Source organism: Pseudomonas sp. SIMBA_067, from assembly GCF_046534675.1.
GTDB lineage: Bacteria > Pseudomonadota > Gammaproteobacteria > Pseudomonadales > Pseudomonadaceae > Aquipseudomonas > Aquipseudomonas putida.
In genome coordinates this window covers 126,823-147,852 of the sequence record NZ_JAWRYH010000014.1, presented here as the reverse complement: position 1 = coordinate 147,852, position 21,030 = coordinate 126,823, and the positions used below count along the sequence as shown (strand labels likewise).

Below are 21,030 nucleotides of genomic sequence, written 5' to 3'. Positions count from 1 at the left end.
TCGGGTCGTGGTACCGTTGTTACTGGCCGTATCGAGCGTGGTATCGTCCGCGTTCAGGATCCGCTGGAAATCGTTGGTCTGCGTGACACCACCACCACCACCTGCACCGGTGTTGAGATGTTCCGCAAGCTGCTGGACGAAGGTCGTGCTGGCGAGAACTGCGGCGTTCTGCTGCGTGGTACCAAGCGTGACGACGTTGAGCGTGGCCAGGTTCTGGTCAAGCCAGGTTCGGTCAAGCCGCACACCAAGTTCACCGCAGAAGTCTACGTCCTGTCGAAGGAAGAAGGCGGCCGTCACACTCCGTTCTTCAAAGGCTACCGTCCTCAGTTCTACTTCCGTACCACTGACGTGACCGGTAACTGCGAACTGCCGGAAGGCGTTGAAATGGTAATGCCAGGTGACAACATTCAGATGACTGTTACCCTGATCAAGACCATCGCAATGGAAGACGGTCTGCGCTTCGCTATCCGTGAAGGCGGTCGTACCGTCGGCGCCGGCGTCGTAGCCAAAATCATCGAGTAATCACTCGACCGATTGAAAAAGGCCTCCGCTCAGCGGGGGCTTTTTTTATTGGGTTGACACTAAATTGGGGCGTCTATAGAATCACGCCTCCTTTTAGCGGGCGTAGTGCGTCCGTTGGGAACAGCCTGGAGTCTGAAATCCAATGCAAAATCAGCAAATCCGTATCAGGTTGAAGGCTTTCGACCATCGCCTGATCGACCAATCCACCCAGGAAATCGTGGAAACCGCGAAACGTACTGGTGCACAAGTGCGTGGTCCGATTCCACTGCCTACCCGCAAAGAGCGTTTCACCGTTCTGGTCTCCCCGCACGTCAACAAAGACGCGCGTGACCAGTACGAGATTCGCACTCATAAGCGTGTTCTGGACATCGTCCAGCCAACGGATAAAACCGTTGACGCGCTGATGAAGCTTGATCTGGCGGCAGGTGTGGAAGTTCAGATCAGCCTCGGCTAAGACTTCGGTCTAGTCGTGTAACGCTCTGAAATGGGCGGCCATAGCGGGTGAAAGCCCCGTACACTCATGAGGTTTACAACATGACTATTGGTGTAATCGGTCGCAAATGCGGTATGACCCGCATTTTCACCGAAGAAGGTGTCTCCATTCCGGTCACGGTCATTGAGATCGAACCGAATCGCGTCACCCAGTTCAAAACTGAGGAAACCGATGGCTACCGTGCAGTGCAAGTCACTGTCGGCGAGCGTCGTGCTTCGCGTGTGACTGCCGCTCAGGCAGGCCATTTCGCCAAGGCTAACGTTGCCGCTGGTCGCGGTGTTTGGGAGTTCCGTCTTGAAGAAGGCGATTTCCAGGCTGGCGATCTGATCAAAGCTGAACTCTTCACTGCAGGCCAGCTGGTAGACGTTACTGGTCAGTCCAAAGGTAAAGGCTTCGCCGGTACCATCAAGCGCTGGAACTTCCGTGGTCAGGACAACACCCACGGTAACTCCGTGTCGCACCGTGTGCCTGGTTCCATCGGCCAGTGCCAGACTCCTGGTCGTGTGTTCAAGGGCAAGAAAATGTCCGGTCACATGGGCGCCGAGCGCGTGACTGTTCAGTCCCTGGAAGTAGTTCGCGTAGACGCTGAACGCAACCTGCTGCTCGTCAAGGGTGCCGTTCCTGGCGCTACTGGCGGCGACGTGGTTGTACGTCCAGCTGTCAAGGCTCGCGGTTAAGGGGAAACTGACATGCAACTCAATGTAAATGACGCTCAGGCGATCGAAGTTTCCGAACTGACTTTCGGTGGCGAATTCAACGAGACGCTGGTTCACCAAGCAGTCGTGGCCTACATGGCCGGCGGCCGTCAGGGCACCAAGCAGCAAAAGACCCGTTCCGACGTGGCTGGTGGCGGTAAGCGCCCATGGCGTCAGAAGGGTACTGGCCGTGCTCGTGCTGGTACCACTCGTGGTCCGATCTGGCGTGGCGGTGGTGTAACCTTCGCAGCTCGCCCTCAAGATCACTCGCAGAAGCTCAACAAGAAGATGTATCGCGCAGCTCTGCGCTCCATCCTCGCTGAGCTGGTGCGTAGCGACCGTCTGGTCGTGGTTCAGGACTTCGCTGTTGAAGCACCGAAAACCAAAGATCTGCTGAACAAGCTGAACGGCATGGGTCTGAGCGACGTACTGATCGTCTCCGACGCTGTTGATCAGAACCTGTACCTGGCTGCTCGCAACCTGCCGCACGTCGATGTACGTGACGTACAGGGTTCCGACCCGGTCAGTCTGATCGCATACGAGAAAGTGTTGATCACTGTCTCGGCCGTGAAGAAATTCGAGGAGCTGCTGGGATGAACCAGGAACGCGTATTTAAAGTCCTCCTTGGCCCGCACGTTTCCGAGAAGGCTACCGTTCTGGCTGAGAAAAAAGGCCAGTTCGTATTCAAGGTTGCTACCGATGCAACCAAGCTGGAAATCAAGAAAGCTGTCGAAGGCCTGTTCAACGTAAAAGTTGAAAACGTGTCGACTGTTAACGTTCTGGGTAAAACCAAGCGTACCGCACGTGGTCTGGGCAAGCGCAATGACTGGAAGAAGGCGATCGTCTCCCTTCAGCCAGGCCAAGATCTCGATTTCAGCAGCAGTGCTGAGTAAGGAAGGGGTGCATCATGGCAATCGTTAAATGCAAACCGACTTCCCCTGGCCGCCGTTTCGTGGTCAAGGTGGTCAACAAGGAGCTGCACAAAGGCGCTCCTCACGCACCGCTGCTCGAGAAGAAATCGAAGTCTGGTGGTCGTAACAACAATGGCCGTATTACCACTCGTCACGTTGGTGGTGGTCATAAGCAGCATTACCGTCTGGTCGACTTCCGTCGCAACGACAAAGATGGCATCCCAGCCACTGTCGAGCGTATCGAATACGATCCAAACCGTACTGCTCACATCGCCCTGCTGTGCTACGCAGACGGTGAGCGTCGCTACATCATCGCCCCTAAAGGCGTGAGCGCTGGCGACCAGCTGATCGCAGGTGCCCTGGCCCCAATCAAGGCCGGTAACTCCCTGCAGCTGCGCAACATCCCAGTAGGTAGCACCATTCACGGCGTCGAACTGAAGCCGGGTAAAGGTGCTCAGATCGCTCGTTCCGCTGGTGCTTCGGCTCAGCTGATCGCTCGTGACGGCGTATACGTGACTCTGCGTCTGCGTTCCGGTGAAATGCGTAAAGTACTGGCTGAGTGCCGTGCGACCCTGGGCGAAGTCTCGAACTCCGAGCACAGCCTGCGTTCGCTGGGTAAAGCAGGTGCCAAACGCTGGCGCGGCGTTCGCCCAACCGTTCGTGGCGTTGCCATGAACCCGGTTGACCACCCACATGGTGGTGGTGAAGGTCGTACCTCCGGTGGTCGTCATCCGGTATCGCCATGGGGCTTCCCAACCAAGGGTGCTAAAACCCGTGGTAATAAGCGTACCGACAACATGATCGTCCGTCGTCGCAAGTAACTAGAGGGATACGACAGTGCCACGTTCTCTGAAAAAAGGTCCTTTTATCGATCTTCACCTGTTGAAGAAGGTCGAAGTGGCGGTGGAGAAGAACGATCGCAAGCCAGTTAAAACCTGGTCGCGTCGCTCGATGATCCTGCCACAAATGGTCGGTCTGACCATCGCGGTTCACAACGGTCGCCAGCATGTTCCAGTTCTCGTGAACGAAGACATGGTCGGCCACAAACTGGGCGAGTTCGCCGGTACCCGCACCTATCGCGGGCACGTGGCTGACAAGAAAGCCAAGCGTTAAGGGGTAAGGAAATGGAAGTAGCCGCTAAGTTGTCGGGCGCTCGCATCTCCGCCCAGAAAGCCCGCTTGGTCGCCGACCAGATCCGCGGGAAGAAGGTGGGCGAAGCGCTCAACCTGTTGGCCTTCAGCAGCAAAAAAGCCGCTGAAATCATGAAGAAAGTCCTCGAGTCGGCCGTAGCCAACGCCGAACACAACGAAGGCGCAGACGTTGATGACCTGAAGGTCTCCACCGTCTTCGTCAACGAAGGGCGTTCGCTGAAGCGTATCATGCCACGTGCCAAAGGCCGTGCTGATCGCATCGTCAAGCGGTCTTGCCATATCACTGTCAAGGTTGCGGACAAGTAACGGAGTCGATCAGATGGGTCAGAAAGTACATCCCACTGGCATTCGCCTGGGAATCGTCAAGGAGCACACCTCCGTCTGGTACGCAGACGGTGCTACTTACGCAGATTACCTCTTGAAGGATCTGAAAACGCGTGAGTACCTCCAAGACAAACTAAAAAGCGCGTCCGTAAGCCGTATCGATATTCATCGTCCGGCTCAAACTGCACGCATCACCATCCACACTGCTCGTCCCGGTATCGTTATCGGCAAGAAAGGTGAAGATGTTGAGAAGCTGCGTCAGGACCTGACCAAGCAGATGGGTGTGCCTGTGCACATCAACATCGAAGAGATCCGCAAGCCGGAACTCGACGCTATGCTGGTTGCGCAGAGCGTAGCTCAGCAGCTGGAGCGCCGCGTAATGTTCCGTCGCGCCATGAAGCGCGCCGTACAGAACGCCATGCGTATTGGTGCCAAGGGCATCAAGATCCAGGTGAGCGGTCGTCTCGGCGGTGCCGAGATTGCTCGTACCGAGTGGTATCGCGAAGGTCGTGTGCCTCTGCACACCCTGCGTGCCGATATCGACTACAACACCTACGAAGCTCACACCACTTACGGTGTGATCGGTGTGAAGGTTTGGATCTTCAAAGGCGAAGTTATTGGTGGTCGCCAAGAAGAACTGAAACCACAAGCACCAGCGCCTCGTAAAAAAGCTGCTAAGTAAGGGGTACGCCAAATGTTGCAACCAAAGCGTACAAAATTCCGCAAGCAGATGACCGGCCACAACCGTGGTCTGGCACTGCGCGGTAGCAAAGTCAGCTTCGGCGAATTCGCCCTGAAAGCTGTTGCTCGCGGTCGCCTCACCGCTCGCCAGATCGAGTCCGCACGTCGTGCGCTGACCCGTCACGTTAAACGTGGCGGCAAGATCTGGATCCGTGTGTTCCCGGACAAGCCGATCTCCAAGAAACCTCTCGAGGTTCGTATGGGTAAAGGTAAGGGCTCCGTGGAATACTGGGTTGCCCAGATCCAGCCAGGCAAAGTCCTGTACGAGATCGAGGGTGTTTCTGAAGAGCTGGCGCGCGAAGCTTTCGCCCTGGCTGCTGCAAAGCTGCCTCTCGCCACCTCCTTTGTTAAGCGGACGGTGATGTGATGAAAGCGAATGAACTTCGTGAAAAATCGGCACAGCAGCTGAACGAGCAACTGCTCGGCTTGCTGCGTGACCAGTTCAATCTGCGTATGCAGAAAGCAACTGGCCAGTTGGGGCAGTCGCACCTGCTCTCGCAAGTTAAGCGTGACATCGCTCGCGTGAAAACTGTGCTCAACCAGCAGGCAGGTAAGTGATCATGGCTGAAGCTGAAAAAACCGTCCGTACGCTGACTGGCCGTGTCGTCAGCGACAAAATGGACAAGACCATCACCGTTCTGATCGAGCGTCGCGTTAAGCACCCGATCTACGGTAAATACGTTAAGCGTTCGACTAAGCTGCACGCGCACGACGAAACCAACCAGTGCAAGATCGGCGACAAGGTTTCGATTACCGAAACCCGTCCGCTGGCCAAGACCAAGTCCTGGGCACTGGTTGAAGTCCTCGAACGCGCTGTTGAAGTCTAAGGGCTAGGGGTCGGAGAAATTTTATGATTCAGACTCAATCCATGCTCGATGTGGCCGATAACAGCGGCGCTCGTCGCGTCATGTGCATCAAGGTGCTCGGCGGCTCGCACCGTCGTTACGCCGGCATCGGTGACATCATCAAGGTTACTGTCAAGGAAGCAATTCCGCGCGGTAAGGTCAAAAAAGGCCAAGTGATGACTGCTGTTGTCGTGCGCACCCGTCACGGTGTTCGTCGCGCTGACGGTTCCATCATTCGTTTCGACGGCAACGCTGCTGTTCTGCTGAACAACAAGCAAGAGCCGATCGGCACTCGCATCTTCGGGCCAGTGACCCGTGAACTTCGTACTGAGAAGTTCATGAAGATCGTCTCGCTCGCCCCTGAAGTGCTGTAAGGAGATCCGACATGCAAAAGATTCGTCGTGACGACGAGATCATCGTGATCGCCGGCAAAGACAAAGGTAAGCGCGGTAAGGTGCTGAAGGTTCTCGCTGATGACCGTCTGGTCATCGGTGGTGTGAACCTGGTCAAGCGTCATACCAAGCCTAACCCGATGGCGGGCGTTCAGGGCGGTATCGTCGAGAAAGAAGCGCCTCTGCACGCTTCCAACGTTGCCATCTTCAACGGCGAAACCAACAAGGCTGACCGCGTTGGTTTCAAAGTAGAAGACGGTAAGAAAATTCGTGTCTTCAAGTCGACCCAAAAAGCGGTTGATGCTTGAACACTGCTAGGTAGAAGACCATGGCACGACTGAAAGAGATTTACCGGAACGAAATCGCTCCTAAGCTTAAGGAAGAACTTAAGCTGTCGAACGTGATGGAAGTTCCGCGCGTTACCAAGATCACCCTGAACATGGGTCTGGGCGAAGCGATCGGCGACAAGAAAGTCATCGAGCACGCGGTAGCTGACCTGGAAAAGATCACCGGTCAAAAGCCGGTCGTGACTTTCGCTCGCAAATCCATCGCTGGCTTCAAAGTCCGCGAAGGATGGCCGATCGGTGTCAAGGTGACCCTGCGTAGCGACAAGATGTACGAATTCCTGGACCGCCTGCTGGCGATCTCCCTGCCTCGGGTTCGCGACTTCCGCGGCCTGAATGCCAAGTCCTTCGATGGCCGTGGCAACTACAGCATGGGCGTGAAAGAGCAGATCATCTTCCCGGAAATCGATTACGACAAGATCGATGCTCTGCGCGGTTTGGACATCACCCTGACCACCACTGCTCGTTCGGACGACGAAGGCCGCGCTCTGCTGCGTGCTTTCAAGTTCCCGTTCCGCAACTGATTGGAGTAGGAAAATGGCCAAGAAGAGCATGAAAAACCGTGAGCTGAAGCGTCAGCTGACGGTAGCCAAGTTCGCTAAGAAGCGTGCTGAGCTGAAAGCGACCATCGTCAACGTTAATGCCTCTCCAGAAGAGCGTTTCGCTGCCGTTGTCGCTCTGCAGAAGCAGCCACGTGACGCTAGCGCCTCGCGCCTGCGCAACCGTTGCCGCCTGACCGGTCGTCCTCACGGTGTATACCGTAAGTTCGGCCTGGGCCGTAACATGCTGCGTCAAGCTGCAATGCGCGGCGACGTACCAGGTCTGGTCAAGGCCTCCTGGTAATCGCTGTCGGTGTGATCCCGGCGGAAGGGGAGCAATCTTCCGACCGCCGGTGACCTCGCCAAGAAACAAGCCCCTATATGGGGCTTGTTTCGTTTCTGCCTTGTGTCTAGAATGACCGGCTCACCCGAGCCTGGGTTTTTTACCCAATCCGCTCAGGTGGTTGTCATAGCCGCAAGGCTAATAATTCTTGTATCAGGAGCATCTAGCCCATGAGTATGCAGGACCCGTTAGCGGACATGCTAACTCGCATCCGTAATGCCCAGATGGCTGAAAAGTCCGTCGTAAGCATGCCTTCTTCTACCCTGAAGGTCGCGGTTGCCAAAGTTCTGAAGGACGAAGGTTACATCGCTGGCTACCAGGTAACTGGTGAAGCCAAGCCTTCCCTGTCGATCGAACTGAAGTACTTCGAAGGCCGTCCGGTCATCGAGGAACTGAAGCGCTCCAGCCGTCCAGGCCTGCGCCAGTACAAGGCCGTCACCGATCTGCCGAAAGTACGTGGCGGTCTGGGCGTGTCTATTGTCTCCACCAACAAAGGTGTGATGACTGATCGCGCTGCGCGCGCTGCCGGTGTCGGCGGCGAAGTTCTGTGCACAGTGTTCTAAGGGGGGATAGACATGTCTCGCGTCGCTAAGAACCCCGTTAAGCTGCCGTCCGGTGTCGAAGTCAAATTCGCAGGCCAGCAGCTTTCGGTGAAGGGTGCCAAGGGCACTCTCGAACTGAACGTTCACTCGTCTGTTGAAGTTACCGAAGAGTCTGGTGAGCTGCGTTTCGTCGCTCGCAATGGTGACCAGCAAGCTCGTGCCATGGCCGGTACCACCCGCGCTCTGGTTAACAACATGGTCCAAGGCGTAAGCCAAGGCTTCGAGCGTAAGCTCCAGCTGGTCGGTGTTGGTTACAAGGCACAGGCTAAAGGCGCCGTCCTGAACCTGGCCCTGGGCTTCTCTCACCCAGTGGACTACGAACTGCCAGCCGGTATCACCGCTGAAACGCCTAGCCAGACCGACATCCTGATCAAGGGTATCGACAAGCAGCTGGTAGGTCAGGTGGCCGCTGAAATCCGCGACTTCCGTCCGCCAGAGCCTTACAAAGGCAAAGGTGTGCGTTACGCGGACGAAGTAGTCCGTCGTAAAGAAGCCAAGAAGAAGTAGGGCCTAGTAAATGACCGACAAAAAAGTTATTCGACTGCGTCGCGCTCGCAAAGCACGTCTCAAGATGCACGAACTCGAAGTCGTGCGCCTGTGCGTGTTCCGCTCCTCGCAGCACATCTATGCCCAGGTCATTTCGGCCGACGGCAGCAAGGTTCTGGCAAGCGCCTCGACCTTGGACAAAGACCTGCGTGATGGCGCCACTGGCAACATCGACGCGGCCACTAAGGTTGGCAAGCTGGTAGCTGAGCGTGCGAAAGCCGCCGGTGTATCTCAAGTTGCCTTTGACCGTTCCGGCTTCAAGTACCATGGCCGCGTCAAAGCGCTGGCTGATGCTGCTCGTGAAGGCGGGCTGGAGTTCTAAGTTATGGCAAATAACGATCAAAAGCGCGACGAAGGCTACATCGAGAAGCTGGTTCAGGTTAACCGCGTTGCCAAGACCGTAAAAGGCGGCCGTATCTTCACCTTCACCGCGTTGACCGTGGTTGGTGATGGTAAAGGTCGTGTGGGCTTCGGCCGTGGCAAATCGCGCGAAGTACCTGCTGCGATTCAGAAAGCCATGGAAGCTGCTCGCCGCAACATGATCCAGGTAGACCTGAAGGGCACCACCCTGCAGTACGCCACCAAGGCTGCCCACGGCGCCTCGAAGGTTTACATGCAGCCTGCTTCGGAAGGTACCGGTATCATCGCTGGTGGCGCAATGCGTGCTGTCCTGGAAGTTGCTGGTGTTCAGAACGTTCTGGCCAAGTGCTACGGTTCGACCAACCCAGTGAACGTGGTTTACGCCACTTTCAAGGGTCTGAAAGCCATGCAATCTCCTGAATCCATTGCTGCCAAGCGCGGCAAGAGCGTCGAGGAGATCTTCTGATCATGGCAACCGTAAAAGTAACGCTGATCAAGAGCGTCTCGGGTCGTCTGCCTAACCACAAACTGTGTGTTAAGGGCCTGGGTCTGCGTCGCATCGGTCACACTGTAGAAGTCCTGGATACTCCCGAGAATCGCGGGATGATCAACAAGGCTTACTACATGCTGCGCGTCGAGGGTTAATCGATGAAACTCAATGATCTGAGTCCAGCGCCGGGTTCCCGTCGCGAAAAGCATCGTCCGGGTCGTGGTATCGGTAGCGGTCTGGGTAAGACCGGCGGCCGTGGCCACAAAGGTCAGACCTCCCGTTCGGGTGGTTCGATCGCTCCGGGCTTCGAAGGCGGTCAACAGCCGCTGCACCGTCGTCTGCCGAAATTCGGCTTCGTTTCCCTGAAAGCCATGGACCGCGCAGAAGTGCGTCTGTCCGAGCTGGCCAAAGTGGAAGGCGACGTGATCTCCGTGCAATCCTTGAAGGATGCCAACGTGATCAACCAGCACATTCAGCGTGTGAAAATCATGCTGTCTGGCGAAGTTACTCGCGCAGTCACCATCAAGGGCATCGCAGCCACCAAGGGTGCGCGTGCGGCTATCGAAGCAGCTGGCGGCAAATTCGAGGAATAAATGGCTAAGCAAGGTGCTCTCTCTTCGCTCGGTAAGGGCGGGATGTCGGAACTCTGGGCTCGTCTGCGCTTTCTGTTCATGGCGATCATCGTCTATCGGATAGGTGCGCATATCCCGGTTCCTGGCATCAATCCGGACCGTCTGGCGGATCTGTTTCGGCAGAATGAGGGGACCATTCTTAGCTTGTTCAACATGTTTTCCGGTGGCGCGCTTGAGCGCATGAGCATCTTTGCACTGGGGATCATGCCGTACATTTCGGCATCGATCATCATGCAGCTGATGACGGCGGTCAGCCCGCAACTGGAGCAGTTGAAGAAGGAAGGTGAAGCTGGCCGTCGCAAGATCAGCCAGTACACCCGCTACGGCACCGTTATCCTGGCACTGGTTCAAGCCATTGGCATGTCCATTGGCCTGGCCAACCAGGGCGTGGCGTTTTCTGCGGGCCTGGGCTTCCATGTCGTTGCCGTCTCCACTTTCGTGGCAGGCGCGATGTTCATGATGTGGCTGGGCGAGCAGATCACCGAGCGCGGTGTGGGCAACGGTATCTCGATGTTGATCTTCGCAGGTATCGTTGCCGGTCTTCCGAGAGCAATCGGGCAGTCTTTCGAGTCTGCACGCACAGGCGATATCAACATTTTCGCCCTGGTCGCAATCGGTTTGCTGGCAGTAGCGATTATCGGTTTTGTGGTGTTCATTGAGCGTGGTCAGCGTCGTATCGCCGTTCACTACGCCAAGCGTCAGCAGGGCCGTAAGGTCTTTGCTGCGCAGACCAGCCACTTGCCGCTGAAAGTGAACATGGCGGGGGTTATCCCGGCCATTTTCGCGAGCAGCATTTTGCTGTTCCCGGCTTCGCTGGGTGCCTGGTTCGGTCAGTCCGAAGGTATGGGCTGGCTGCAGGACATCTCGCAGTCGATCGCTCCTGGTCAGCCGTTGAACATCTTGCTGTTTAGTGCAGGGATCATTTTCTTCTGCTTCTTCTACACAGCGTTGATGTTCAATCCGAAAGACGTAGCGGAAAACCTGAAGAAGTCCGGTGCCTTTATTCCGGGTATCCGTCCTGGTGAGCAGTCTGCGCGCTACATTGATGGCGTTCTGACTCGTTTGACCATGTTCGGTGCTCTTTACATGATGGCCGTCTGCCTTCTGCCCCAGTTCCTGGTGGTGGCAGCAAATGTGCCGTTCTACCTTGGCGGGACCTCGTTGCTGATTGTGGTAGTGGTTGTGATGGACTTCATGTCCCAAGTACAATCGCACCTCGTTTCGCACCAGTACGAATCCCTGATGAAGAAAGCCAACCTGAAAGGCTACGGCGGCAGCGGTTTGCTGCGCTGATACGCCCCTAAGGTTCGAGGAGTCGGTAATGAAAGTTCGTGCATCGGTGAAAAAGCTGTGCCGTAACTGCAAGATCATCCGTCGCGAAGGCGTCGTTCGAGTGATCTGCAGCGCGGAACCGCGTCACAAACAGCGCCAAGGCTGAGTGTGATCTGCGCTTCAAACCCAGCAGCTAGTGTGCTGCTGGGTTGATTATTCGTTTCTACAGCGATATTATCTCGCGCCCTATTTCTTGGCTTCCGGGGCGTAGGTAGCTGTCAATTGGAGTCCCACTGAATGGCCCGTATTGCAGGCGTCAACATTCCAGATAACAAGCATACTGTTATCTCGCTGACCTACATCTATGGTGTCGGTCGCACAACTGCACAGAAGATTTGTGCAGACGCTGGTGTAAACCCAGCCGCTAAGATCAAGGATCTGAGCGACGAGCAAATCGAAACCCTGCGTGGCGAAGTTGCGAAGTTCACCACCGAAGGTGACCTGCGTCGTGACATCAACATGAAGATCAAGCGCTTGATGGACCTGGGTTGCTACCGCGGCCTGCGTCATCGTAAAGGTCTGCCGGTTCGCGGTCAGCGCACCAAGACCAACGCACGCACCCGTAAGGGCCCGCGTAAGCCGATCCGCAAGTAACCGCCCAGGAATATAGACATGGCAAAACCTGCTGCTCGTCCTCGTAAGAAAGTCAAAAAGACAGTGGTTGATGGCATCGCCCACATCCACGCTTCTTTCAACAACACCATCGTGACCATCACCGACCGTCAGGGCAATGCTTTGTCCTGGGCGACCTCCGGTGGTTCGGGTTTCCGTGGTTCGCGCAAATCCACTCCGTTCGCAGCCCAGATTGCTGCTGAACGTGCTGGTCAAGCTGCGCTGGAATACGGCCTGAAGAACCTCGACGTCAACGTCAAGGGTCCAGGTCCGGGTCGTGAATCCGCCGTTCGTGCACTGAACAGCTGCGGCTACAAGATCGCCAGCATCACCGACGTGACGCCAATCCCGCATAACGGGTGCCGTCCGCCGAAGAAGCGTCGCGTGTAATCAGGAGACAGAAGAATGGCACGTTACATTGGTCCAAAATGCAAACTGTCTCGTCGTGAAGGCACCGATCTGTTCCTGAAGAGCGGCGTTCGCGCTCTGGAATCGAAGTGCAACATCGAAGCAGCCCCAGGTATCCACGGCCAGCGCCGTGGCCGTCAGTCCGACTACGGTACCCAGCTGCGCGAGAAACAAAAAGTCCGTCGTATCTACGGTGTTCTGGAGCGTCAGTTCCGCGGTTACTACCAAGCTGCAGCCTCGAAAAAAGGCGCAACCGGTGAGAACCTGCTGCAACTGCTCGAGTGCCGTCTGGATAACGTCGTCTACCGTATGGGCTTCGGTTCGACTCGTTCCGAATCCCGCCAGCTGGTTTCGCACAAAGCGATCAGCGTCAACGGTAAGACTGTAAACATTCCATCCTACCAAGTTCGTCCGGGTGACGTGGTCGCGGTCCGCGAGAAGTCGCTGGCCCAGCTGCGCATTGTTCAAGCCCTTGAACTGTGCGCCCAGCGTGGCCGCGTTGAGTGGGTTGACGTGGATGCTGCTAAAAAGTCGGGCGTTTTCAAGAACGTTCCTGCTCGCAGCGACCTGTCTGCCGACATCAACGAAAACCTGATTGTCGAGCTCTACTCCAAGTAAGGGCTAGAAAATAGGTGCATCCATGCAGATTTCGGTAAATGAGTTCCTGACTCCCCGCCACATTGATGTGCAGGTAGTCAGTCCGACCCGCGCCAAGATTACGCTCGAGCCTCTCGAGCGTGGTTTCGGCCATACCCTGGGCAACGCGCTGCGCCGCATCCTGTTGTCCTCCATGCCTGGCTGTGCAGTAGTCGAGGCCGAGATCGATGGCGTACTCCACGAGTACTCCGCGATCGAAGGTGTACAGGAAGACGTAATTGAAATCCTGTTGAACCTGAAAGGCCTGGCTATCAAACTGCACGGTCGTGACGAAGTTACGCTGACCTTGTCGAAAAAGGGTTCGGGGGTGGTTACCGCTGCCGATATTCAGCTGGATCACGATGTCGAGATCGTCAACCCCGATCACGTAATCGCGAACCTGGCGTCGAACGGCGCCCTGAACATGAAGCTCACTGTAGCTCGTGGTCGCGGTTACGAGCCGGCTGACTCCCGTCAAACCGACGAAGACGAAAGCCGTAGCATTGGCCGTCTGCAGTTGGACGCTTCGTTCAGCCCGGTGCGTCGTATCGCCTATGTGGTCGAAAACGCCCGTGTTGAACAGCGTACCAACTTGGACAAGCTGGTCATTGATCTGGAAACCAACGGTACCCTGGATCCTGAAGAGGCTATCCGCCGCGCTGCGACCATCCTGCAACAGCAGTTGGCCGCGTTCGTCGACCTCAAAGGTGACAGTGAGCCCGTCGTAGTCGAGCAGGAAGACGAGATCGATCCGATCCTGCTGCGTCCGGTTGACGACCTGGAACTGACTGTACGTTCGGCCAACTGCCTCAAGGCGGAGAACATCTACTACATCGGCGACCTGATTCAGCGTACCGAAGTAGAGCTGTTGAAGACTCCTAACCTGGGCAAGAAGTCCCTGACTGAAATCAAGGACGTCCTGGCCTCTCGTGGTCTGTCTCTCGGCATGCGCCTCGACAACTGGCCGCCTGCAAGTCTTAAGAAAGACGACAAGGCGACCGCCTGATCGTCGTAATCACCGAACGTAGTGTTTGGTAAGGAATGAATCATGCGTCATCGTAAAAGTGGACGTCACCTGAGCCGTACCAGCTCTCACCGCAAGGCTATGTTCCAGAACATGGCAGTGTCGCTGATCGAGCACGAGCTGATCAAAACCACCCTGCCGAAAGCCAAGGAACTGCGCCGCGTTGCCGAGCCGCTGATCACCCTGGCCAAGGAAGACAGCGTTGCTAACCGTCGTCTGGCCTTCGACCGTACCCGTTCGAAGTCCGCTGTTGGCAAACTGTTCAACGACCTGGGCAAGCGTTACGCCACCCGTCAGGGCGGCTACCTGCGCATCCTGAAGTGCGGTTTCCGCGCTGGCGACAACGCGCCTATGGCGTACGTCGAGCTGGTTGATCGTCCGGTCGGCGGTGCTGTAGAAGCTGCTGAGTAAGACGTTCTGTCTGCTACAAAGAACCGGGCCTAGTGCCCGGTTTTTTGTGTCTGCCTGTATTGTTAATTTCTATTGATACAAGTCATGTAATGAATTTGTCCCTGTAGCCTTGCTCGTCAATACTCTCTCCAAGCCGATTAGCCGGCGCTTGAAGACCGATAAGGAGAGCCCATGAGCAAGATTCTTACCACCGCCAGCGGTGCACCAGTAGCCGACAACCAGAACTCCCGTTCCGCCGGCCCGCGTGGCCCGCTGTTGCTCGACGACTTCCACCTGATCGAGAAGCTCGCCCATTTCAACCGCGAGAACATTCCTGAGCGCCGCGTGCACGCCAAAGGCTCGGGCGCCTACGGCACCTTTACCGTCAACCGCGATATCACCCAATACACCAGCGCCAAGCTGTTCGAGCAGATCGGCAAGCAAACAGAAACCTTCCTGCGGTTCTCCACTGTCGGCGGCGAACGTGGCTCTGCAGACACCGAGCGAGATCCTCGTGGCTTTGCCGTCAAGTTCTACACCGAGGAAGGCAACTGGGACATCGTGGGTAACAACACGCCAGTGTTCTTCATTCGCGACCCGCTGAAGTTTCCGGACTTTATCCACACCCAGAAGCGCCATCCGCAATCCAACCTGAAGAACGCCCAGATGATGTGGGACTTCTGGTCGCACTCGCCCGAGGCGCTGCACCAGGTCACCATCTTGTTCTCGGACCGTGGTATTCCGGACGGCTATCGCCATATGCACGGCTTCGGCAGCCACACGTACAGCTTGATCAACGCCAAGGGCGAGCGTACCTGGGTCAAATGGCATTTCAAGACCCAGCAAGGTATCAAGAACCTCGCGCCGGCAGATGCTGCACGCCTGGCGGGTACTGACCCGGACTACGCCCAGCGCGACCTGTTCGAAGCCATTGAACGTGGCGACTACCCGCGTTGGACCGTATGCATTCAGGTGATGAGCGAAGCCGAGGCAGCCAGTCGCGACGAGAACCCCTTCGACGTCACCAAGACCTGGTCGCAGAAGGATTATCCGTTGATAGAGGTGGGCGTGCTGGAGCTCAACCGTAACCCGCTCAACTACTTCGCCGAAGTCGAGCAGGCTGCGTTCGGGCCGAGCAACATGGTGCCAGGGGTTGGCCTGTCGCCGGACCGCATGCTGCAGGGCCGTGTATTCGCTTACGCAGACGCACACCGCTACCGTGTGGGCACCAACCACCAGCATTTGCCGGTGAATGCGCCACGCTGCGCAGTCAACAGCTACCAGCGCGACGGCTCCATGGCCACTGGCAGTTACGGCAGTGCACCGAACTACGAGCCCAACAGCTACGCTGAGGCACCGAAGCAGTCGCCACGCCATGCTGAACCCGCGCTGGCCCTGAACGGTTCGGCAGACCGTTACGATCACCGTGAGGACACCGACTACTTCAGCCACGCCGGCGCGTTGTTCCGCCTGATGAGCGATGAGCAGAAGGCACTGCTGATCAGCAACATTGCCGGCACCATGGCAGGTGTCAGCGAAGACGTGATCCAGCGCCAGTTGCAGTACTTCTTCAAGGCTGACCCGGCCTATGGCGAAGGGATTGCCAAGGCGTTGGGCATCAACCTGGCCTGACTCTAAGTGATAAGCAGAACCGCCCTCATTTGGGCGGTTTTTCAATGAATATCACTACTGTTTAACCGATTTTTTGCTTCTGATTGCGGGTTTTTCAGTGACCGCAGGCAAAAGCTGGTTCACACTATGTGGCATAGACGTTTTCACATGGAGAACCAGGGCGATGCAAGGCCACCCAGATGTAATCAACTACCTCGTCACGCTGCTGAAGGGCGAACTGGCGGCACGCGACCAGTACTTCATTCATTCGCGCATGTACGAAGACTGGGGCCTGTCCAAGCTCTACGAGCGCATCAACCACGAGATGGAAGAAGAGACGCAGCACGCCGATGCCCTGATGCGTCGCATCCTCATGCTCGAAGGCACCCCCGACATGCGTGCGGACGACCTCGAGGTCGGCAGCACCGTGCCAGAAATGATCGAGGCTGACCTCAAGCTCGAGTACAAAGTGCGTGGCGCCCTGTGCAAAGGCATCGAGCTGTGTGAGCTGCACAAGGACTACGTGAGCCGTGACATCCTCCGTGCGCAATTGGCGGATACCGAAGAAGATCACACCTACTGGCTGGAGAAGCAGCAAGGGTTGATCAAGGCCATTGGCCTGGAAAACTACCTGCAGTCGCAGATGTAAGTTATCCACAGACTCAAAAAAAGCCCCTGGCACCAACGGTACCAGGGGCTTTTTCATTGCAGGCGCAACACTCAGGCCCGATCCCGCTCCAGCAGTGGTTTCAGGTAATGCCCGGTATACGACTGTTTCATCTCGCTCAGTTCTTCAGGTGTACCGCAGGCAATGATCTGGCCACCTTTGGAGCCACCCTCCGGCCCCAGGTCCACCAACCAGTCGGCGGTCTTGATCACATCCAGGTTGTGCTCGATCACCACCACGGTGTTGCCGTGGTCGCGCAGGCGATGCAGTACGTCCAGCAGCTGCTGGATATCAGCAAAGTGCAGGCCTGTGGTCGGTTCATCGAGGATGTACAAGGTCTTGCCGGTATCGCGCTTGGATAGCTCGCGTGACAGCTTTACCCGCTGCGCTTCACCGCCAGACAGTGTGGTCGCCGACTGCCCCAGCTTGATGTACGAAAGCCCCACATCCATCAGGGTTTGCAGCTTGCGCGCCAGCGCCGGTACTGCGTCGAAGAACTCGCGGGCATCCTCGATGGTCATTTCCAGCACCTCGTGGATGTTCTTGCCCTTGTACTTGATCTCCAGGGTTTCGCGGTTGTAGCGCTTGCTCTTGCACACGTCGCACGGCACGTAGATGTCTGGCAGGAAGTGCATCTCCACCTTGATCAGGCCGTCGCCCTGGCAAGCCTCGCAGCGTCCGCCCTTGACGTTGAACGAGAAGCGCCCCGGGCCGTAGCCGCGTGAGCGCGATTCCGGCACGCCGGAGAACAGCTCGCGGATCGGCGTGAAGATGCCGGTGTAGGTCGCCGGGTTCGAGCGCGGGGTGCGGCCGATCGGGCTCTGGTCGATATCCACCACCTTGTCCAGGTGCTGCAAGCCGTCCATGCTGCTGTGCGGGGCCGCTTCCAGGGTGCTTGCACCATTGAGGGCAGTGGCTGCCAGCGGGAACAGGGTGTTGTTGATCAGCGTCGACTTGCCCGAGCCGGATACCCCGGTTACACAGGTCAGCAGGCCGATCGGGACTTCCAGGTCGACGTTCTGCAGGTTGTTGCCGCGCGCGCCTTTGAGCTTTAGCTGCAGCTTCTTGTTGCGCGGTGTGCGCTTGGCCGGCACGACGATCTTCTTGCGCCCGGACAGGTACTTGCCGGTCAGCGAGTCAGGGTGGTCCATGACCTCCTGCGGCGTGCCCTCGGCGACGATCTGGCCGCCGTGCACCCCGGCACCCGGGCCAATGTCGACCACGTAGTCGGCCAAGCGAATGGCGTCCTCGTCATGCTCCACCACAATCACCGTGTTACCCAGGTCGCGCAGGTGATTGAGGGTGGCCAGCAGGCGGTCGTTGTCGCGTTGATGAAGGCCGATGGACGGTTCATCGAGGATGTACATCACCCCGACCAGGCCGGCGCCGATCTGGCTGGCCAGGCGGATACGCTGCGCTTCGCCACCGGACAGGGTATCGGCGCTGCGGTCGAGGGTGAGGTAGTCGAGGCCGACGTTGACCAGGAACTGCAGGCGTTCGCAGATTTCCTTGAGAATTTTTGAGGCAATCTCGCCGCGGCGGCCGGTTAGGGTCAGCTCGCCGAAGTAGTTGCTGGCTTCACCGATCGGCAGGTTGGTCACCGCCGGCAGGGTCTTTTCGCCAACCCATACATGCCGCGCCTCGCGGCGCAGGCGGGTACCGCGGCAATCCGGGCAGGGCTGTGTGCCGAGGAACTTCGCCAGCTCTTCACGCACAGTGGCCGATTCGGTCTCGCGGTAGCGGCGCTCAAGGTTTGGCACGATGCCTTCGAACGGGTGCGAGCGCTTGACGATGTCGCCACGGTCGTTGAGGTACTTGAAGTCGACAGTCTGCTTGCCACTGCCTTGCAGGATGACCTTCTGGTGCTCGGCCGACAGCTCGCCGAACGGTTCTTCCAGGCTGAAGCCGTAATGCGCGGCCAGCGAGCCAAGCATCTGGAAGTAGTACACGTTGCGCCGGTCCCAGCCACGAATCGCGCCTTCGGCCAAGGTGAGTTCGGCATTGACCAGGCGCTTGGTGTCGAAGAACTGTTTGACCCCCAGGCCATCACAGGTCGGGCAGGCGCCAGCCGGGTTGTTGAAGGAGAACAGCTTCGGTTCCAGCTCGCTGATGGCATGGCCGCAGACCGGGCAGGCGAAGCGGGCGGAGAAAATCATCTCTTCGCCTTCTTCGTCGTCCATTGGGGCTACCAAGGCGATGCCGTCAGCCAGCTTGAGTGCGGTCTCGAACGATTCGGCCAGGCGCTGCTGCAGGTCGGCGCGGACCTTGAAGCGGTCCACTACCACATCGATGCTGTGCTTCTTCTGCTTGTCCAGCTTCGGCAGTTCATCAAGCTCGTAAAGCTTGCCGTTTACCCGGGCGCGGACGAAGCCCTGGGCGCGCAGCTCGTCGAACACCGCCAGGTGCTCACCCTTGCGCTCGCGCACCACCGGTGCCAGCAGCATCAGCTTGCTGCCTTCCGGGCGCTCCAGCACCAGGTCGACCATCTGGCTGATCGTTTGCGCCTCCAGCGGGATATCGTGGTCCGGGCAACGAGGGGTGCCGACGCGGGCATATAGCAGGCGCAGGTAGTCGTAGATTTCGGTGATGGTGCCAACCGTGGAGCGTGGGTTGTGCGAGGTCGATTTCTGCTCGATGGAAATGGCCGGCGACAGGCCTTCGATGGTGTCGACGTCGGGCTTTTCCATCATCGACAGGAACTGCCGGGCGTAGGCCGACAGCGACTCCACGTAGCGGCGCTGGCCTTCGGCGTACAAGGTATCGAACGCCAGGGACGACTTGCCGGAACCGGACAGGCCGGTGATCACGATCAGCTTGTCCCGGGGCAGGGTCAGGTCGATGTTCTTCAGGTTGTGGGTACGTGCCCCACGAATCAGGATCTTGTCCACTGCGGCCTCGCTTGGCGGGCATAAACAAGGAAGTATACGGCGCGCCAGTATGACGCGGCAAAGCGTCGCGTAGATGCCGTCAAGCTGTCGGACTGATAGAATCGCCGCCGGTTCACACGAGGTTAATCCATGCACGACACCCACAACGAGCGCATGAGTGGCGGCGAAACCCGCGCCGCTGGCGGCCTTGCCCTGGTCTTTGCCTTTCGTATGCTGGGCATGTTCATGGTCTTGCCGGTGCTGGCCACCTACGGCATGGACCTGGCCGGCGCCACGCCAGCGCTGATCGGCCTGGCCATCGGTGCCTATGGCCTGACCCAGGCGGTATTGCAGATCCCGTTCGGCATGATTTCCGACCGCATCGGCCGTCGGCCGGTGATTTACCTGGGGCTGGTGATCTTTGCCCTGGGCAGCGTGCTGGCGGCCCAGGCCGATTCCATCTGGGGGGTGATCGCCGGGCGTATCCTGCAGGGCGCGGGGGCGATTTCTGCCGCGGTCATGGCGCTGCTGTCCGACCTCACTCGCGAGCAACACCGGACCAAGGCCATGGCCATGATCGGCATGAGCATCGGCCTGTCGTTCGCGGTCGCCATGGTCGTCGGCCCATTGCTGACAAGTGCCTTTGGTTTGTCAGGATTGTTCCTCGCCACGGCGGGTCTTGCCCTGGTCGGCATCCTGTTGGTCGCGTTTGTCGTGCCCAACTCGCACAGCATCCTGCAGCACCGCGAGTCGGGTGTAGCGCGCCAGGCCATAGGCCCGACCCTGCGCCATCCGGACCTTCTGCGCCTGGACGTGGGCATTTTTGTTCTGCACGCCATTCTCATGGCCAGCTTCGTCGCATTGCCACTGGCCTTCGTCGAGCGCGGGGGGCTGCCCAAAGAGCAACACTGGTGGGTGTACCTGACCGCGTTGTTCATCTCATTTTTTGCAATGGTCCCGTTCATCATCTACGGCGAAAAGAAGCGCAAGATGAAACGTGTGTTGGCCGGTGCGGTCAGTGTCCTGCTGCTGACAGAGATATACTTCTGGGAGTGGGCTGACGGTTTGCGCGGACTGGTGATTGGCACCGTGGTATTCTTTACCGCATTCAACCTGCTGGAGGCTTCGCTGCCTTCGCTGGTCAGCAAGGTGTCGCCTGCCGGTGGCAAGGGGACGGCAATGGGGGTTTATTCCACCAGCCAGTTCCTTGGCGCTGCCTTGGGAGGAATCCTCGGTGGCTGGTTGTTCCAGCACGGCGGGCTGAACATGGTGTTCCTCGGTTGCGCGGTACTGTGTGCCATCTGGCTGGTCGTCGCGCTTCGCATGAACGAGCCGCCCTATGTGACCAGCCTGCGCATGCCGCTGACGCCAGAGGCAGTCCGGGAAGCCGGCCTGACCGAGCGCCTGATGGCCGTGCCGGGTGTGACCGACGCCGTTGTGGTGGCTGAAGAAGCCGCCATCTATATCAAACTGGATACGAAAATTTTGGACCGTACGACCCTCGAGCGCCTGGTTAACCCGGCCTCTTCGGCGTGCGAAGCCTAGGAGAACGT

33 protein-coding genes are annotated in these 21,030 nt (G+C 57.8%); 32 read left to right on the top strand and 1 reads right to left on the bottom strand.

Features of this window, described 5'->3' with window-relative positions; all coding sequences use genetic code 11:
* The 31 genes from SB765_RS24905 to bfr form a co-directional block, all read left to right on the top strand.
* Positions 1 to 522 (top strand): EF-Tu/IF-2/RF-3 family GTPase (locus SB765_RS24905; protein ID WP_096010355.1); only part of this gene is annotated, 522 nt, incomplete at its 5' end.
* A 142-nt stretch (positions 523 to 664) separates the two neighbouring features.
* The gene (gene rpsJ, locus SB765_RS24900; RefSeq protein WP_003186070.1) at positions 665 to 976 is read left to right on the top strand and encodes a 30S ribosomal protein S10; all 312 of its coding nucleotides are present in this window, start codon (positions 665 to 667) and stop codon (positions 974 to 976) included.
* 80 nt (positions 977 to 1,056) lie between these two features.
* Positions 1,057 to 1,692, top strand: a complete 636-nt coding sequence (rplC, locus tag SB765_RS24895) for a 50S ribosomal protein L3 (protein ID WP_003257089.1) — start codon at positions 1,057 to 1,059, stop codon at positions 1,690 to 1,692.
* Between the two features lie 12 nt (positions 1,693 to 1,704).
* Positions 1,705 to 2,307: a 50S ribosomal protein L4 gene (gene rplD, locus SB765_RS24890; RefSeq protein WP_003255485.1), complete on the top strand. Its 603-nt coding sequence runs from the start codon at positions 1,705 to 1,707 to the stop codon at positions 2,305 to 2,307.
* Positions 2,304 to 2,603, top strand: a complete 300-nt coding sequence (gene rplW, locus SB765_RS24885; protein WP_003255484.1) for a 50S ribosomal protein L23 — start codon at positions 2,304 to 2,306, stop codon at positions 2,601 to 2,603. The genes rplD and rplW overlap by 4 nt, the downstream gene beginning before the upstream one ends.
* A 14-nt stretch (positions 2,604 to 2,617) precedes the next feature.
* Entirely contained in the window at positions 2,618 to 3,442 is an 825-nt protein-coding gene (gene rplB, locus SB765_RS24880) for a 50S ribosomal protein L2 (RefSeq protein WP_008089816.1), read from the top strand.
* Between the two features lie 16 nt (positions 3,443 to 3,458).
* Positions 3,459 to 3,734 (top strand): 30S ribosomal protein S19, encoded by a 276-nt coding sequence (gene rpsS, locus SB765_RS24875; protein ID WP_003255482.1) that lies wholly within the window; start codon positions 3,459 to 3,461, stop codon positions 3,732 to 3,734.
* A gap of 11 nt (positions 3,735 to 3,745) precedes the next feature.
* Positions 3,746 to 4,078 (top strand): 50S ribosomal protein L22, encoded by a 333-nt coding sequence (rplV, locus tag SB765_RS24870; RefSeq protein WP_003103908.1) that lies wholly within the window; start codon positions 3,746 to 3,748, stop codon positions 4,076 to 4,078.
* Between the two features lie 13 nt (positions 4,079 to 4,091).
* The gene (rpsC, locus tag SB765_RS24865; protein WP_003255481.1) at positions 4,092 to 4,778 is read left to right on the top strand and encodes a 30S ribosomal protein S3; all 687 of its coding nucleotides are present in this window, start codon (positions 4,092 to 4,094) and stop codon (positions 4,776 to 4,778) included.
* 12 nt (positions 4,779 to 4,790) lie between these two features.
* Positions 4,791 to 5,204 (top strand): 50S ribosomal protein L16, encoded by a 414-nt coding sequence (rplP, locus tag SB765_RS24860; protein ID WP_003255479.1) that lies wholly within the window; start codon positions 4,791 to 4,793, stop codon positions 5,202 to 5,204.
* Positions 5,204 to 5,395 carry a 50S ribosomal protein L29 gene (rpmC, locus tag SB765_RS24855; protein WP_002555481.1) on the top strand — a complete coding sequence of 64 codons (192 nt, stop codon included), beginning with the start codon at positions 5,204 to 5,206 and terminating at the stop codon, positions 5,393 to 5,395. Before rplP ends, rpmC begins: the two co-directional genes overlap by 1 nt.
* Before the next feature lie 2 nt (positions 5,396 to 5,397).
* Positions 5,398 to 5,664, top strand: coding sequence for a 30S ribosomal protein S17 (gene rpsQ / locus SB765_RS24850; protein WP_023534981.1), 267 nt, complete (start codon positions 5,398 to 5,400; stop codon positions 5,662 to 5,664).
* Positions 5,665 to 5,687: 23 nt separating this feature from the next.
* The gene (rplN, locus tag SB765_RS24845) at positions 5,688 to 6,056 is read left to right on the top strand and encodes a 50S ribosomal protein L14 (RefSeq protein WP_002555479.1); all 369 of its coding nucleotides are present in this window, start codon (positions 5,688 to 5,690) and stop codon (positions 6,054 to 6,056) included.
* Between the two features lie 11 nt (positions 6,057 to 6,067).
* Positions 6,068 to 6,382: a 50S ribosomal protein L24 gene (gene rplX / locus SB765_RS24840; protein ID WP_003255476.1), complete on the top strand. Its 315-nt coding sequence runs from the start codon at positions 6,068 to 6,070 to the stop codon at positions 6,380 to 6,382.
* A 20-nt stretch (positions 6,383 to 6,402) separates the two neighbouring features.
* The gene (gene rplE / locus SB765_RS24835; protein WP_003255474.1) at positions 6,403 to 6,942 is read left to right on the top strand and encodes a 50S ribosomal protein L5; all 540 of its coding nucleotides are present in this window, start codon (positions 6,403 to 6,405) and stop codon (positions 6,940 to 6,942) included.
* Positions 6,943 to 6,955: 13 nt separating this feature from the next.
* The gene (gene rpsN / locus SB765_RS24830; RefSeq protein ID WP_009681970.1) at positions 6,956 to 7,261 is read left to right on the top strand and encodes a 30S ribosomal protein S14; all 306 of its coding nucleotides are present in this window, start codon (positions 6,956 to 6,958) and stop codon (positions 7,259 to 7,261) included.
* A gap of 209 nt (positions 7,262 to 7,470) precedes the next feature.
* Positions 7,471 to 7,863: a 30S ribosomal protein S8 gene (gene rpsH, locus SB765_RS24825; RefSeq protein ID WP_003255471.1), complete on the top strand. Its 393-nt coding sequence runs from the start codon at positions 7,471 to 7,473 to the stop codon at positions 7,861 to 7,863.
* A gap of 12 nt (positions 7,864 to 7,875) precedes the next feature.
* On the top strand, positions 7,876 to 8,409 hold the full coding sequence (gene rplF / locus SB765_RS24820) for a 50S ribosomal protein L6 (protein WP_401102629.1): 534 nt from the start codon (positions 7,876 to 7,878) through the stop codon (positions 8,407 to 8,409).
* A 10-nt stretch (positions 8,410 to 8,419) separates the two neighbouring features.
* Positions 8,420 to 8,770 carry a 50S ribosomal protein L18 gene (gene rplR / locus SB765_RS24815; protein ID WP_003255467.1) on the top strand — a complete coding sequence of 117 codons (351 nt, stop codon included), beginning with the start codon at positions 8,420 to 8,422 and terminating at the stop codon, positions 8,768 to 8,770.
* A gap of 3 nt (positions 8,771 to 8,773) precedes the next feature.
* On the top strand, positions 8,774 to 9,274 hold the full coding sequence (gene rpsE, locus SB765_RS24810; RefSeq protein WP_003255465.1) for a 30S ribosomal protein S5: 501 nt from the start codon (positions 8,774 to 8,776) through the stop codon (positions 9,272 to 9,274).
* 2 nt (positions 9,275 to 9,276) lie between these two features.
* On the top strand, positions 9,277 to 9,453 hold the full coding sequence (gene rpmD / locus SB765_RS24805) for a 50S ribosomal protein L30 (RefSeq protein ID WP_016497744.1): 177 nt from the start codon (positions 9,277 to 9,279) through the stop codon (positions 9,451 to 9,453).
* 3 nt (positions 9,454 to 9,456) lie between these two features.
* Positions 9,457 to 9,891: a 50S ribosomal protein L15 gene (gene rplO / locus SB765_RS24800; protein ID WP_003255461.1), complete on the top strand. Its 435-nt coding sequence runs from the start codon at positions 9,457 to 9,459 to the stop codon at positions 9,889 to 9,891.
* Entirely contained in the window at positions 9,892 to 11,223 is a 1,332-nt protein-coding gene (gene secY, locus SB765_RS24795; RefSeq protein ID WP_003255459.1) for a preprotein translocase subunit SecY, read from the top strand.
* A 28-nt stretch (positions 11,224 to 11,251) separates the two neighbouring features.
* Entirely contained in the window at positions 11,252 to 11,368 is a 117-nt protein-coding gene (gene rpmJ / locus SB765_RS24790) for a 50S ribosomal protein L36 (protein ID WP_002555468.1), read from the top strand.
* 131 nt (positions 11,369 to 11,499) lie between these two features.
* Complete coding sequence (gene rpsM / locus SB765_RS24785) at positions 11,500 to 11,856, top strand: 30S ribosomal protein S13 (RefSeq protein ID WP_003255457.1); 357 nt, start codon at positions 11,500 to 11,502, stop codon at positions 11,854 to 11,856.
* Positions 11,857 to 11,874: 18 nt separating this feature from the next.
* A complete protein-coding gene (rpsK, locus tag SB765_RS24780) occupies positions 11,875 to 12,264 on the top strand; it encodes a 30S ribosomal protein S11 (protein WP_003255454.1) in 390 nt (129 codons plus the stop codon).
* A 15-nt stretch (positions 12,265 to 12,279) separates the two neighbouring features.
* The gene (gene rpsD, locus SB765_RS24775; protein WP_012270238.1) at positions 12,280 to 12,900 is read left to right on the top strand and encodes a 30S ribosomal protein S4; all 621 of its coding nucleotides are present in this window, start codon (positions 12,280 to 12,282) and stop codon (positions 12,898 to 12,900) included.
* Positions 12,901 to 12,922: 22 nt separating this feature from the next.
* Complete coding sequence (locus tag SB765_RS24770) at positions 12,923 to 13,924, top strand: DNA-directed RNA polymerase subunit alpha (RefSeq protein ID WP_003255452.1); 1,002 nt, start codon at positions 12,923 to 12,925, stop codon at positions 13,922 to 13,924.
* A 42-nt stretch (positions 13,925 to 13,966) separates the two neighbouring features.
* On the top strand, positions 13,967 to 14,353 hold the full coding sequence (gene rplQ / locus SB765_RS24765; protein ID WP_003255451.1) for a 50S ribosomal protein L17: 387 nt from the start codon (positions 13,967 to 13,969) through the stop codon (positions 14,351 to 14,353).
* Between the two features lie 171 nt (positions 14,354 to 14,524).
* Positions 14,525 to 15,964, top strand: coding sequence for a catalase (locus SB765_RS24760; protein WP_410932080.1), 1,440 nt, complete (start codon positions 14,525 to 14,527; stop codon positions 15,962 to 15,964).
* Positions 15,965 to 16,127: 163 nt separating this feature from the next.
* Positions 16,128 to 16,592 (top strand): bacterioferritin, encoded by a 465-nt coding sequence (bfr, locus tag SB765_RS24755; RefSeq protein ID WP_003255449.1) that lies wholly within the window; start codon positions 16,128 to 16,130, stop codon positions 16,590 to 16,592.
* 71 nt (positions 16,593 to 16,663) lie between these two features.
* Here the strand turns inward: bfr and uvrA are convergent, their stop codons facing one another.
* Entirely contained in the window at positions 16,664 to 19,498 is a 2,835-nt protein-coding gene (gene uvrA, locus SB765_RS24750; protein WP_049275099.1) for an excinuclease ABC subunit UvrA, read from the bottom strand.
* Positions 19,499 to 19,627: 129 nt separating this feature from the next.
* On the opposite strand from uvrA, the gene SB765_RS24745 reads away from it, so the two are divergent.
* Positions 19,628 to 21,022 (top strand): MFS transporter, encoded by a 1,395-nt coding sequence (locus tag SB765_RS24745; protein ID WP_016497748.1) that lies wholly within the window; start codon positions 19,628 to 19,630, stop codon positions 21,020 to 21,022.
* The last annotated feature ends 8 nt before the right edge of the window (positions 21,023 to 21,030 follow it).